This is a genomic window from Mesorhizobium sp. USDA 4775 (assembly GCF_054062655.1).
Genome location: NZ_JBSSFM010000001.1, coordinates 6,158,173 through 6,171,796, shown reverse-complemented (window position 1 = coordinate 6,171,796; position 13,624 = coordinate 6,158,173). Strand labels below are relative to the sequence as shown.

Annotated in this window: 11 protein-coding genes and 1 pseudogene; 7 read left to right on the top strand and 5 right to left on the bottom strand. The window is 64.7% G+C overall.

What is annotated here, in order from left to right; translation table 11 throughout:
* Window positions 1–99: 99 nt before the first annotated feature.
* Entirely contained in the window at window positions 100–867 is a 768-nt protein-coding gene (locus ACVILI_RS30315) for an NADH dehydrogenase (RefSeq protein ID WP_038649407.1), read from the bottom strand.
* 360 nt (window positions 868–1,227) lie between these two features.
* Entirely contained in the window at window positions 1,228–3,066 is a 1,839-nt protein-coding gene (locus ACVILI_RS30310) for a M3 family oligoendopeptidase (protein ID WP_202361713.1), read from the bottom strand.
* 159 nt (window positions 3,067–3,225) lie between these two features.
* Between ACVILI_RS30310 and ACVILI_RS30305 the strand changes: the two genes are divergently transcribed.
* From ACVILI_RS30305 to ACVILI_RS30295, 3 genes and pseudogenes are all read left to right on the top strand, one after another.
* Window positions 3,226–4,761: a sigma-54-dependent transcriptional regulator gene (locus ACVILI_RS30305; RefSeq protein ID WP_038653320.1), complete on the top strand. Its 1,536-nt coding sequence runs from the start codon at window positions 3,226–3,228 to the stop codon at window positions 4,759–4,761.
* 576 nt (window positions 4,762–5,337) lie between these two features.
* Window positions 5,338–7,207: pseudogene (locus ACVILI_RS30300) on the top strand (DUF882 domain-containing protein).
* 178 nt (window positions 7,208–7,385) lie between these two features.
* Window positions 7,386–7,562 (top strand): hypothetical protein, encoded by a 177-nt coding sequence (locus tag ACVILI_RS30295; protein ID WP_019861033.1) that lies wholly within the window; start codon window positions 7,386–7,388, stop codon window positions 7,560–7,562.
* A gap of 99 nt (window positions 7,563–7,661) precedes the next feature.
* Here the strand turns inward: ACVILI_RS30295 and ACVILI_RS30290 are convergent, their stop codons facing one another.
* Entirely contained in the window at window positions 7,662–8,555 is an 894-nt protein-coding gene (locus ACVILI_RS30290) for an AraC family transcriptional regulator (protein WP_038649401.1), read from the bottom strand.
* 130 nt (window positions 8,556–8,685) lie between these two features.
* On the opposite strand from ACVILI_RS30290, the gene ACVILI_RS30285 reads away from it, so the two are divergent.
* Window positions 8,686–9,435, top strand: coding sequence for an SDR family NAD(P)-dependent oxidoreductase (locus ACVILI_RS30285; RefSeq protein WP_240564538.1), 750 nt, complete (start codon window positions 8,686–8,688; stop codon window positions 9,433–9,435).
* A 12-nt stretch (window positions 9,436–9,447) separates the two neighbouring features.
* On the opposite strand, the gene ACVILI_RS30280 is transcribed toward ACVILI_RS30285, so the two are convergent.
* Entirely contained in the window at window positions 9,448–10,086 is a 639-nt protein-coding gene (locus ACVILI_RS30280; protein WP_027047366.1) for a 2-dehydro-3-deoxy-phosphogluconate aldolase, read from the bottom strand.
* A gap of 191 nt (window positions 10,087–10,277) precedes the next feature.
* Here ACVILI_RS30280 and trhO point away from each other — a divergent pair, with 191 nt between their 5' ends.
* From trhO to ACVILI_RS30265, 3 genes are all read left to right on the top strand, one after another.
* A complete protein-coding gene (trhO, locus tag ACVILI_RS30275) occupies window positions 10,278–11,207 on the top strand; it encodes an oxygen-dependent tRNA uridine(34) hydroxylase TrhO (RefSeq protein ID WP_038649395.1) in 930 nt (309 codons plus the stop codon).
* Window positions 11,208–11,324: 117 nt separating this feature from the next.
* Window positions 11,325–12,065, top strand: coding sequence for a tellurite resistance TerB family protein (locus ACVILI_RS30270; RefSeq protein ID WP_019861027.1), 741 nt, complete (start codon window positions 11,325–11,327; stop codon window positions 12,063–12,065).
* A gap of 300 nt (window positions 12,066–12,365) precedes the next feature.
* The gene (locus ACVILI_RS30265) at window positions 12,366–13,121 is read left to right on the top strand and encodes an SDR family oxidoreductase (protein WP_010911332.1); all 756 of its coding nucleotides are present in this window, start codon (window positions 12,366–12,368) and stop codon (window positions 13,119–13,121) included.
* Between the two features lie 21 nt (window positions 13,122–13,142).
* Here ACVILI_RS30265 and ACVILI_RS30260 read toward each other — a convergent pair whose 3' ends face one another.
* Window positions 13,143–13,517 (bottom strand): YciI family protein, encoded by a 375-nt coding sequence (locus ACVILI_RS30260; RefSeq protein WP_019861024.1) that lies wholly within the window; start codon window positions 13,515–13,517, stop codon window positions 13,143–13,145.
* Between the last annotated feature and the right edge of the window lie 107 nt (window positions 13,518–13,624).

Genomic DNA, 13,624 nt, shown 5'->3' with positions numbered 1-13,624 from the left:
CACCTTGCCCCTCAAAGCCGACCTCGTGGCGACCTTGCCTGCCAAAAAGAAATCAGCGGGGCCTGTGGCCCCGCCGGCTTGATGATCTGCCTTTGCCGCTCAGGTGTTGCTGGCGGTTCCGGCTGTCGGAAACTGCTTGGCGAATTCCTTCTCGTCGCCGGCGGCGAGCAGCTTGGCTTGGTCGATCCAGCGTTCGCGGGCGATGCGGCCGTCGAAGTTCATCACGTCCTCGATCCGCTTGATGTCGGCTGCGGTCCAGGCGGCGATCTGGGCGAAGGTGGTGACGCCCTGCGCCTTGAGCAGCTTCTCGTTGACCGGGCCGATCCCGATCAGCCGGCGCAGATTGTCGGGCTTGCCAGCCGCAGGCTTGGCTGCCGCCGGGGCGGCCTTCTTGGCGGCTGCCGGCTTGGGCGCGGCCGAACTCTTTGCTGCCGAAGCCGTGGAGGCAGCAGGTTTGCTCGCGGCGGGCTTGGCGGCCGCGGGCTTCGGTGCAGCCGACTTGGCGGCGGCAGCCTTCGCCGGCGCCGCCTTCGCGGCTGGTTTGGCAGGCGCAGCCTTGGCCGCCGCCGGAGCGGATTTGGCTGCCGCCGGCGTTGACATCAGGGCGGCCGGCGGCTGACTGGCGGCCTTTGCTCCACCCGTCTGCGCGTCGCGCAACTGGCGCTCGAGGTCGGCGCGGGTCTTGCCGCATGCATTGAGTTCGCCGGTCAGGCGATCGCTGTCGGCACGCAGCTTGTCGCGCTCGCCGCGGGTGCGGTCGAGGTCGCCGCGCAAACTGTCGAGCTCACCACGCAGGCGACCCCAGATGAACCAGCCAACCAAAACGCCTACAAGGAACGCCAGGACCACGTAGAAAAAAGTGCCCATTGTCTCTCTCCAGTCAGATCCGTCTGCCGTGGGTCATGACCTTCGGCGATGGACTACTCGGTGATGGTTCCGCGGGTTCGCAGAACAGCCGGCTTCGGTTCGAGCTGTCGGCGATCGGCTTCTCCAGCCCATGGCCAACGGCCGTTGTCGCGTTCGCCTGAGCGTCAGGACCGGCTGAGATTCTCCCTCGCCGATCCGCATAGGCTCCGGCTGAGCTTGCGGCGAAGGCTATCATAGAGCTTGTGGAAAGCTATGGGAAAAACTTCCGCCTAGAGTTCTTCAAGAACAAATATTTAGCGAAAGAACAGTGCCGTTCCAACATGCATTCCGGCTAAACTGTTCTTTGCAAGCGAGAGCGTCTCAGCCGTCGAGCATTTCCAGTTCATCGATCAGGCCGCTGATGACACCGAGCCCGATCTGCCAAAAGGCGGGATCGGTGGCGTCGAGGCCAAAGGGCGCCAGAAGCTGCGAATGATGCTTGGTGCCGCCGGCGCGCAGCATCTCGAAATACTTGTCCTGAAAACCGCGCTCGGCGTTCTGGTAGACGGCGTAGAGCGAGTTCACCAGGCAGTCGCCGAACGCATAGGCATAGACGTAGAACGGCGAATGAATGAAGTGCGGGATGTAGGTCCAGAACACCTCGTAACCCTCGCGCAGCTTGATCGCCGGGCCGAGGCTTTCGGCCTGCACTTCCAGCCAGAACTGGCCGAGCCTGTCGGATGTCAGTTCGCCGTTGCGGCGCTCGGCATGCACCTTGCGCTCGAATTCGTAGAAGGCGATCTGGCGCACCACCGTGTTGATCATGTCCTCGACCTTCTGGGCGAGCATGGCCTTGCGCTCGCGCCGGTCGGTGGTCTGCTCGAGCAGCGAGCGGAAGGTCAGCATCTCGCCGAAGACCGACGCCGTCTCGGCCAGCGTCAGCGGCGTCGAGGCCATCAGCGCGCCCTGGCCGGCGGCCAGCACCTGGTGCACGCCGTGGCCGAGTTCATGCGCCAGCGTCATCACGTCGCGCGGCTTGCCCATGTAGTTGAGCAGCACATAGGGATGGGCCGACGGCACGGTCGGATGGGCAAAGGCACCTGGCGACTTGCCCGGGCGCACCGGCGCGTCGATCCAGTTGCGGTCGAAGAAGGTGCGCGCGATCTCGGCCATCTCGGGGGAGAAGCGCTGATAGGCGGACAGCACGGTGTTGCGTGCTTCGTCCCAGCCGATCACGGATTGCGGCGTCTCCGGCAGCGGCGCGTTGCGGTCCCAGTGGTTCATCACGTCCATGCCGAGCCAGCGCGCCTTCATCGCGTAGTAGCGATGCGACAGGCGCGGATAGGCCTCGCGCACCGCGGTGGCGAGGGCGTCGACCACGCCGCGCTCGACGCGGTTGGCGAGATGGCGGGAATCGGCAATGTCCTCGAAGCCGCGCCAGCGGTCGGAAATTTCCTTGTCCTTGGCCAGCGTGTTGGTGATCAGGGTGAAGGTGCGCAAATTCCTGCGGAAGGTCGCGGCCAGCGCCTCGGAGGCGCGGCGGCGCACCTCGCCATCGGCATCCTGCAGGCGATTGAGGGCTGGCTCCAGCGTCAGTTCCTCGCCGTCGACGTCGAAGCGAAGGTCGGCCATCGTCTCGTCGAACAGGCGGTTCCAGGCGCCGCGCCCGGTGATCGACTTCTCGTGGAAAAGCTGCTCGACGCGGTCCTCGAGCTGGTAGGGTTTGTCCATTCTGAGGTCGAGCACCCAGGGCCGGTAGTGGCCGAAAGCGGGATCGCTGGTGAGCGCGCTTTCGATCGCGTCGTCGTCGATCAGGTTCAGTTCAAGCGCGAAGAACAGGAGATGCGCGCTGGCGTCGGTCATCTTCTCCTGGATGTCGCCATAGAGCTTGGCACGCTGCGGATCGGCGGTGTTGCCGGCATAGACGAGGCCGGCATAGGAGACGATGCGGCCGATCAGTTCCTCCAGTGCCTCGTAGGCGACCAGCGCCTCGCCCAGCTTGCCGGCGCCGCCGCGCCCGGCCTCGGCGGCGAGCGTGCCCTTCCAGCGGGTCTCGAAAGCGATCGCGTCGGCGGCTGCCCTGGCGATGTCACGCTTCAGTTCCGGGGCTTCCATGCCGGCATAGAGGTCGGCAAGGTTCCATTCCGGCAGATCGCCAAGCTCGGCCGCGCCCTGACCGGACGCCGGTGCCGCAAGCCGCCGACCAAACATCATGCGCATCGACAATACCTTCTGTGAAATATGAGGTCAGAATCAAGGGGATCAGGCAAGCCGGTCAAATCGTAAGGAATTCGTTCACCGGGTTTTTTGAAACCTTATTTAGAACCCTGTGCCAAGATGATCCATGGGGATTTCGGGCGCGGGCAGTTCAAGACAGTCATGACAGGTTCCATACTCATAGTCGATGACGATCCCGTGCAGCGCCGGCTGCTCGAGGCGGCGGTGACGCGGTTCGGCCACACGGCAATCGTCGTCGACGGCGGCGAGGCTGGCCTCGATGCGCTCGACGGGCCTGGCGCCCGCGACATCTGCGTGGTCATTCTCGACCTGGTCATGCCCGGTCTCGACGGCATCGGCGTGCTGAAAGCGATGCGCGAACGCGACATCACCGTCCCGGTCATCGTGCAGACCGCCCAGGGCGGCATCGACACCGTGGTGTCGGCGATGCGCCACGGCGCCTTCGATTTCGTCGTCAAGCCGGCGTCACCCGACAGGCTTCAGGCCTCGATCGCCAATGCACTGAAAGTCGAAGCGGTCGAGGGCGAGGTCAAGCGCACGTCGCGCAAGCGCGGCGGATTGCTGACGTTCAGGGACATGATCACCCACAGCCCGGCCATGGACAGGGTGATACGCCTCGGACAGAAAGCGGCCGGATCCAACATCCCGATCCTGATCGAAGGCGAATCCGGCGTCGGCAAGGAATTGGTGGCGCGCGCCATTCAGGGCAGCGGCGACCGCCGCTCGAAACCCTTCGTCACCGTCAATTGCGGCGCCATTCCCGACAATCTGGTCGAATCGATCCTGTTCGGCCACGAGAGGGGCTCCTTCACCGGTGCCACCGACAAGCACACCGGCAAGTTCGTCGAAGCGCATTCGGGCACGCTGTTCCTCGACGAGATCGGCGACCTGCCGCTCGACGTGCAGGTCAAGCTGTTGCGCGCCGTGCAGGAGGGCGAGGTCGATCCGGTCGGCGGCCGTTCGACCGTCAAGGTCGATATCAGGCTGATATCGGCGACGCATCGCAACCTCCTGCAGCAGGTCAAGGACGGCAAGTTCCGCGAGGACCTGTTCTACCGGCTCAACGTCTACCCGATCTTCGTGCCGCCGCTGCGCGACCGCCGCGACGACATTCCGCATCTGGTCACGCATTTCATGGAAAAGGTGGCGCCCGCCGACCCGCGCCATCGCCTGCAAGGCATTTCGCCGGCAGCGCTTGCCGTGCTGGAGGCCTATGACTGGCCCGGCAACATAAGGCAGCTCGAAAACGCCGTCTTCCGCGCCTCGGTGCTGTGTGAAGGCGACGTGCTCGATGTCGATGATTTTCCGCAGATCCGCGCGCAGGTGGAAGGCACCGTCAATCTCGAAACGGACGACGCGGTACCTCGCCTGTCATCGCCTCCGGAACTCCGCGATGAGGGGGACCTGGTCGGCGATGCCGCTCCAGCCGCCGAGCAGGATCGGCCGACCCTGCTTCAGCCCAGATTCGGCACGCTGCGGGCGCTCGACGAACGCGGCAATGTGCGGGCGCTGGCCGATGTCGAACTCGAGATGATCAAGCTCGCCATCGACCATTACAACGGCCAGATGAGTGAAGTCGCCCGCCGCCTCGGCATCGGACGCTCGACGCTGTACCGCAAGCTCAAGGAATACGGCATCGACCCGGAGACGGGTCGTGTCGACCGCCTCGCTTCCTAAGGTGCGTTGATATTCAGGTGAGGCCGGCCTGCAAACGGCGGCTTCCTGCGCTTCCCAGTTCTACTGCGTCGCAGTAGAACTGTGCTCACCTACGAAAAGTATGCTCCGCTCCGGTTCTCGGTATCAACCGTTTTCGGCTCGGCCTGACCTGAATCTCAACAAAACTTGGGAGCGCTGGATCTCTTCCAAAAACCAGGTTCGCGTTTCCGGCACAAGGCCGGGACCAGCTTGCAATGGCAGGATTGGCCCTCTATCGGGGTTTCGTCTGGAATATGGCATGCCTGTGGACAGCTCTGTTCACGCATTAACGCTAACGGTAACAGATCGTGTTCGGCCAAAGCCGGAATCCTGATCTAAACCAGCGGTTTACCAAGAAACCTTGTGAACAATTTTTGACGGGATATCGCCATGGTGTTACCGCATTTCGGCTTCAATAAGCGATGATTAACCATTAGGATCGATATTCGGATGTGAAAACGACACATCCGTTTGGGCAAATCCGGGGACAAACGGCAGCCTGCAAGGCCTTTTGATTTGAACAGAATCGAACGACTCAAAAACGGGCGTCATGATCATTTGAGCGTCTGGCCGAGATGGCTGGCAGCGGTGATTGTCGCTTTTGGTTTTGTTGCCGCGGCGGCCACCGGCGCCAGCGCCGAAACACGTACGCTGAAGCTTTATCACCTGCACACGCACGAAAAGGCCGAGATCGTCTACAAGCGCAACGGCCGCTACGTTCCCGAGGGCCTGCGCAAGATCAACATCATCCTGCGCGACTGGCGCCGCAATGAACCGACCAAGATGGATCCGCGCTTGCTGGACCTGGTCTGGGAGGCCTATCGCGAAAGCGGCGCCACCGACTATATCCAGGTTGTGTGCGGCTACCGTTCGCCGGCGACCAATTCGATGCTGCGCAGCCGCAGCCGCGGTGTCGCCGAGAAGAGCCAGCATATGCTCGGCAAGGCGATGGATTTCTATATTCCCGGCGTGCCGCTGAAGAAGCTGCGCAACATCGGCCTGAAGATGCAGGGCGGTGGCGTCGGTTACTACCCGACCTCCGGTTCGCCGTTCGTCCATATGGATGTCGGCAATGTGCGCCACTGGCCCGGCATCAGCCGCCAGGAACTGGTCAGCCTATTCCCCAACGGCAAGACGCTGCATGTGCCGAGCGACGGCCGTCCGCTTCCCGGCTATGAGCAGGCGATGGCCGCCTACAAGGCACGCAAGGGTGCTGGTACGCCCAATGTCGAGCTTGCGAGTGCTGGCGGCAGCGGCAAGAAATCCGGTGGCTTCCTTTCCGCTTTGTTCGGCGGCGGCGGCGACGACGAAGCCGACGACAGCGCCGATGTCGAGACCGCTTCGGCCGCCCCCGCGCCCAAGCCCAGAAACCTGAAGCCGGCCGCGACCGCCAAGAGCGGCAACCTGCCGGGCATCGCCATCGTGGCGCCCGAGAATGCGCAGCGCGCCAACGTTCCGCAGATTGCCGACGAGCAGGCGCCGGAACCGGAAAAGGGTACGCCGGAAACGATCATCGCCGCGCTGCCGGCCAAGGAGATTCCGCTGCCCGATTTCGCGCCGCGGCCGAAGGCCGATGTCGGCGCGCGGCCTGAGAACGTTCCGTTCGCCATGGCGGACGCGACGGCTACCACCGAACAGGCCGTGGCGACCGCGCAGGCGCCGGCGAACATGCCGTTCGGCAAGGCTGACCCCGCAGCGCTCGCGGCGGCGGCTGCCGCCGATCCGGCGCAGGTTGCCGTCAACAATATCCCCGTGCCGACATGGCGTCCTGAACGCACGCTGCCGGCGGATCTCGCGCCGCCGCCCAGCAAGGATGTGCTGATGGCGCTGGCGGATACGGCCGAAAAGGGCAAGACCGCGACGGATGCGTTCTCGGTGCTACCCTCTGCGCGGCCCGAGCCGGCCAAGCCGGACGCCGTCAAGGCCGTGCTCGACGAGGCCAACGCCCAGGTCGGCAATGCCGACGAATACAAGCAGGTCGGCAATGCGGACGAATACAAGGTTGCGTCGCTCTCCGAAGAGCCGCGCTCGGCCTTCAACGATCCGTCTTACGTCGATGTCGCCTCGCCGCGCCAGGCCGTTGCCGCCCGTCCGGCCGGTTCCGATCCGGCCGCAGCGATCGGCGCCGGCGTGAAGACAACCCGCAAGGAAGCCAGGGCCACCGCTCGCGACCAGAAGCCGGGCCCCAGGGCCATGGTGGTCGCCGCGGCGCCCCAGGCCGCCCGCTGGGCGCTGACCAGCGGCGACAACGTCGCCACCGTTTCGAGCGCGACGACGGCGCGCGGGCTATGCCTACAACATCGTGCATACGCCGCCGAGCGAGGTCTATACGGCCGGCTTCCAGACCGACGCCCAGGCGCCAGATCCCAGCCGCTTCACCGGCAACGCCGTCAAGTTCCTGTCGGTCGCCCGCTTCCAGACGAAGTAGCGGCTGGCCAGATAAAACAGAAGCCGCGCTGGGCAACCGGCGCGGCTTTTTGCTTTTCAGGTTGCGGCAGATGCGATGCCGTGATGTTGGGCATCACACGCGGCTGAACTTCTCGTGAGGCCGGAACGGCACCCTCATTTCCGGGTTAGTGTGTGTGCGTTCCAACCTGAGGATATTCATGAAGAAGATTCTACTGGCGTCAGTTCTGGCATTGGTTGCAGCATCTGCCGCGATCGCTCCATCGCAAGCCGAAACCGTGATCATCAAGAATGGCAAGCATCACTGCAGGACCAGGCTGGTCACGCATTGGGTGCACCATCACAGGGTGACCGAGAAGGTCAGGGTCTGCCACTGATCCGGAACCGATAGGATCCGGGAGAATTGGCCCGGTCGGCGGGAGTCGGCCGGGCCTTTTCGTGCCAGCTGATGCAGCGCGTAGGTCTGGTTGCGAGCCTTAGTCGATTTCCAGCGTGGCTGCCTCGCCTCTGGCCAGAAGCCGTGCGGCGTCACGCGCCGGCGGCAATCCGAAATGGCGCGCATATTCCCGGCTGAACTGGGATGCGCTTTCATAGCCGACGGCAAAGGCGACACGCGCGGCGCTGCCCGGTTCTGCTATCAGCAGATGACGCGCCTCCAGCAGCCGGACCTGCTTCTGGTACTGGATCGGGCTCATGGCCGTCGCCGCCTTGAAGTGGCGGTGGAACGAAGCGTTGCTCATATGGGCCAGCGCGGCCAGTTCCGTCACATCGATAGGCTCGTTGTAGTGCGATCGTATCCAGGCGGTGGCGCGGCGGATCTGCGACAGGCGGCCGTCAGCGCGCGCGAGCTGACGCAGCTTCGCGCCTTGCGGCCCCTGCAGCAAGCGAAACGCGATCTCGCGTTCGAGCATGGACGCCAGCACCGGAATTTCGGACGGACGGTCGAGCAGCCGCAGCATGCGGCGCCAGGCATCGAGCAGTTCGTCATCCAGCCGGTTGGTCACGAAGCTGTCGCCGTCGACCGCCGGCTTGTGGTCGATAAGCAGGCTGGCGATCAGCTCGACATCGAGGGCGAAGGCGATGGCCATGTAAGGACGGGCGCTGCTCGCCTCGATCAGCTGGCTGGTGGCGGGCGTCTCCACCGCATAGACGAAATAGCTGCCGGCGCCGTAGTGAAGCGTGCGGTCGCCGATCAGCACAGTCTTCGCACCTTGCAGCACGAACAGCACCGTCGGTTGGCAAAGCTCGGGCAGCGGCGGGGTCGGAACCTCGCTGCGGCCGATCGTAACCCGCGGGATGGCCGTCTTTGTGCGCCGCCCATGCGCATGGCGGCCGGCGATTGCGATCAGTTCCTGCAGGGCGTCTTCCATGTCTTCAGCATTGCCGATCCATGCAGGCCGCGCAACCGGTTGAGAGGATTAGGCAAGAAGACGCGAGTATCCGGCGTGCCAAATCGGCCGGCGCACGTCATGTCTGGGTTTCAAAGAAGGAGATGTGGACATGACGACGAAAACGAATGCGCTGATCACCGGGGCCAACAAGGGCATCGGCCTCGAAACCGCCCGCCGGCTGGCGGCCATGGGGTTCAAGGTCTGGCTCGGCGCCCGCGATGCCGAGCGCGGGGAGGCTGCGGCAAGGGTGTTGCGCAATGAAGGGCTCGACGTCGAATGGCTCGCGCTCGACGTCGCCAGCGACGACAGCGTCGCGGCGGCGGCCAGAAACTTGACGGCGCAGGTCTCCAGCCTCGACGCGCTGGTCAACAATGCCGGCATTGCCCCAGGCTATGTCGACGCGCTCGGACCTGACGGCCGCTACGAACGGCCGCCAAGCCGCGAGGATGTCGCCGACATGCAGGCCACCTATGACGTCAACGTCTTCGGCCCGGTTCGCGTCACCCAGGCCTTCCTGCCGCTGCTCCTGGCTGCGCCGGCCGCCCGTATCGTCATGGTCAGCAGCTATCTCGGCTCGATCGCGCGCGCCGCCGACAACATCCAGTCGCCCAATGTCATGGGCTACGGCAGCTCGAAGACCGCACTCAACGCCATCACCGTGGCGTTTGCCAGGGAGCTTTCGCCGCGCGGCATCATGGTCAACGCCGCCGCTCCCGGCTACACCGCGACGGACCTCAATGCGCACAGAGGCGGCCGTACGGTGCAGCAGGCCGCCGGGGTCATCGTGCATCTGGCGATGCAAGAGGCTGGCGGGCCGACCGGCGGCTATTTCGACGAAAACGGTCCGTTGCCCTGGTGAGTGAGGGCCAGGCTATTTCCTGAGCTGGCTGGCAGCGCGTGCGAGCGCTTCGATCTCGTCCCATTTGCCGGCCTTGACCATGTCGTCGGGCGCGACCCAGGAGCCGCCGACGCAGATGACGTTGGGCAGGCTGAGGTAGTCGGCGGCGTTCTTGCCGGTGATGCCGCCGGTCGGGCAGAATTTCACGTCGGCCAACGGCGAGGCGAAAGCCTTCAGCGAGGCGATGCCGCCGGACTGCTCGGCCGGGAAGAATTTCAGGAAGCGCAGACCCGCCTCGCGCGCGGCCATGATCTCGCCGGGCGTGATGGCGCCGGGCAGCAGCGGAACCTCGCTGTCGGCGGCGGCCGCCAGAAGCTCGCGCGTGATGCCGGGGCTGACGATGAAGCGCGAGCCGGCTCTGGCCGCCTCGTCGAACTGCCTGCTGTCCAGAATGGTGCCGGCGCCGACAATGGCTTCCTCGACCTCGGCCGCCACCCGCCGGATCGCTTCCAGCGCGTCGGCGGTCCGCAGCGTGATCTCGATCGCCGGCAGGCCGCCACGTGCCAGGGCACGGGCCAACGGCACGGCGTTGGCGACATCATCGATCTTCAGCACCGGGATGACCGGCTGGCCGTTGAGGAGCGACAGGAGTTTTTCGGTCTTGCTGGGCATCTGCCTCTCCATAGCCAAGGGGTGATTTCAACCGATTAGCAGACGGGTGTTTGCCTGTCCACGAAACCGGTCGCGTCGCGATGTCACGCGCCGCCAGGCAGCTTACGGGCTCCATCCCGACAGGGCCATGAAAGATACCCAAGTCCGTTTCGCCTTGAATCGGCTTTTACGAGCGTCTAGTTGCTCTGGCAATGACACCGTCCGACCCATCCCAGCCCGTCCGCGTCGCCGCGCTCTACCGGTTTGCCCGGCTCGACGCCTTCGAGACGCTGCGCGCGCCGCTCGCGGCGTTGTGCTGCGGACGCGGCATCAAGGGCACGCTGCTCCTTGCGCATGAAGGCATCAACGGCACCGTCGCCGGCAGCGAAGAAGCGATCGCCGAGCTCATCGACTGCATCGAAGCCATCGACGGGTTGGCCGGCCTGGAGGTCAAGTTCAGCAGTGCCGCGGACATGCCGTTCCACCGCATGAAGGTGCGGCTGAAGCGCGAGATCGTTACCATGGGCGTCGAAGATATCGACCCAGTGGCGAGTGCCGGCACCTATGTCGCGCCCGCCGACTGGAACGCGCTGATTTCCGAGCCCGACACGATCGTCATCGACACGCGCAATGCCTACGAGGTTTCGATCGGCACGTTCAAGGGCGCGGTCGATCCGGCGACCGCGAGCTTTCGCGAGTTCCCGGCCTGGGTGGAAGCGCACCGGGAGGAGCTCGAGGGCCGCAAGGTGGCGATGTTCTGCACCGGCGGCATACGCTGCGAAAAGGCGACCGCCTATGTCAAGTCGCTCGGCTTCAAGGATGTGTTCCATCTCAAGGGCGGCATCCTCAAGTACCTCGAGGAGGTTCCGGCGGAGCAGAGCCTGTGGCAAGGCGAGTGCTTCGTCTTCGATGAACGAGTTTCGGTGTCGCACGGTCTCGCCGAGGGTGACGCGCAACTCTGCCGTGCCTGCCGCCATCCGCTGACGGCGAGTGAGTTGGCATCGCCCAGATATGCCGCAGGCATTTCTTGCCCGCATTGCTTCGACGCCCGCACCGACGAGGACCGTCAGCGCTACGCCGAGCGCCAGCGGCAGGTCGAGCTTGCGCAGGCGCGGGGCAAGGGGCCGCATATCGGGTCCTGATCCGGGCGAGGGAGCCCGGCAAAGCGGCGGCCTGTCATTGCAATGTCAGGTTTCGGGACCTACGTCTTCGGCGTTCGAAACCTGCCCGTTCGGCCGGGCAAAAGCTGGAGGCACTGAATGTTCGATCCCAAGAAGCTTCTCGACGATCTGCTCGGCTCGCAAATTCCTGGCACCAGCGGCACCGTCCGCGACAAGGCGGGTCAGGCCGTGCAGATGGCCAAGGACAACCCGCTGGCCGCCGGTGCGCTGGCAGCGGTGCTGCTTGGAACAGGGGCCGGCCGCGAGGTGACAGGTGCCGCGGTGAAGCTGGGTGGATTGGCAGCGATCGGCGGCCTCGCCTATAAGGCCTACCAGAACTACAAGGCCGGCAACGCCCCGGAGCAGGCGCCCGCCGCCGGCGAACCGGAATTGCTGCCGCCGCCCAAGGACACCGCCTTCCATCCGTCGCAGGCGCCGCAGGGCGAGGATGAGTTCACGCTGACCCTGGTGCGGGCGATGATCTCGGCGGCCAAGGCCGACGGCCATGTCGACGACGAGGAGCGCAAGAAGATCGCCGGCAAGCTCAGCCTTTCGGGGATCGACGCCGATGCCGAGAAATTCCTGATGGCGGAGCTGGAACGGCCGCTCGACCTCGACACGCTGGTGGCGGAGGCCAAGACCGACGCGCAGAAGCTCGAACTCTACACGGCATCGCGTCTCACCATCGATCCCGACACGCGCGCCGAGCGCGGCTATCTCGACCTGCTTGCCGGCCGGCTTGGCCTGCCGGACGCGCTGGTCGACCATGTCGAGGCGACGGTTTCGGCGGCCAAGGTGCCCGCAACAAAGGCCGGGACTTCGCCCAATCCACGCTGGTAGGGTCAGATCGGGACAGGCCGTCTTTCCGCGTTAACCTTTCGTTAACTCAGGAAGCGCATGATTCTACACAGTCGGATCGGCTTTTCCTCCTCCCAAGCCCGGTTCAGATCAGGGCGGTCGCCAATGACCGCCCTTTTTGTCGGCCCATGCCGGGGCTTTCTCCGAAAACCGGACATGATTTTTCGAGGGCATGCTCGCGCAGGTCCGCTTGCCATCGCTGCCGTCATTTGCGATGCCTTCTGCCGAGCCAGATCCTGAAAATCAGTCGGGCACGCTCGGCGCTGCCGGAGGACATCAGCCATGACCGAAGAAAGAACCGCCATCGTCACCGGCGCCGGCACAGGCATCGGCAAGAGCGTCGCCACGGCGCTGCTCAAGGCCGGTTGGAACACGGTGTTCTGCGGCCGCCGCAAGGCGGTGCTGGATGCCGCGATCGTCGAGGCCGGCCGGACCGAGGCCAAGGCATTGGCGGTTGCCTGCGACATCAGCAAGGCCGGCGAGGTCGACGATCTGTTCGAAACGGTGGCGGAAGCCTTTGGCCGCGTCGACCTGCTCTTCAACAATGCCGGCATGGGTTACAAGTCGACGCCGATCGACGAGATCCCGGTCGAAGTGTGGAACGATATTGTCGGCGTCAATCTCACCGGTTCGTTCCTGTGCGCCCGTGCCGCCTTCGGTGCCATGCGCAAGCAGCGGCCGATGGGTGGGCGCATCATCAACAATGGTTCGGTGTCGGCCTATGCGCCGCGCCCGGGCTCGGTGCCCTATACGGCGACCAAGCATGCCATCACCGGCCTGACCAAGACGCTGGCGCTCGACGGCCGGCCCTACGACATCGCCTGCGGCCAGATCGACATCGGCAATGCGCTGACCGACATGGCGCAGCCGATGACCGTCGGCGTGCCACAGGCCAATGGCTCCATCGCCGCCGAAGCGGTGATGGATGTCCAGCACGTCGCCGATGCCGTCGTCCACATGGCCAGCCTGCCGCTCGAGGCGAACGTACTGTTCATGACCGTGATGGCAACCAAGATGCCGTTCGTCGGGCGTGGGTAAGGCCGGGCTTTCGCCGCCGGCTCATTTGCCCGCCAGCGGCGCGCCGGGCTTGAAAAGCAGAATGGGCCTGATCTCGTAAACGGCGGTCGGATTGACACGGCGAAGGTCGCGGGCGATCGCGATGGCCTCGTCCCGCGTGGCGCAGTCGACGACATAGAGGCCGAGCAATTGTTCCTTGGTCTCGGCGAAAGGACCGTCGATGACCACGCCGTCGCCGGGACCGCGCAAGGTGAAGGCATCCTGTGTCGCCCCCAGCCGCGCGGACGGTCCAAGCGTGCCTTCCTCACGAAGCCTTGTGTTGATCTTCAGCAGCTCGGCCATCAGTGCCGCATCTTCCTGCGGCGTCAGCGCCTTGATCGCATCTTCCACGTGATAGGCAAGGATTGCATAAAACATACGAGGAACCTCACTTCGATCCTTATCCGAGGACCGTAGCCGTTCTCGAGATGCACGCCCAGTCTTGTCCGCTTGCCTGCGGACGGCTCATGACACCGCCATGGCAG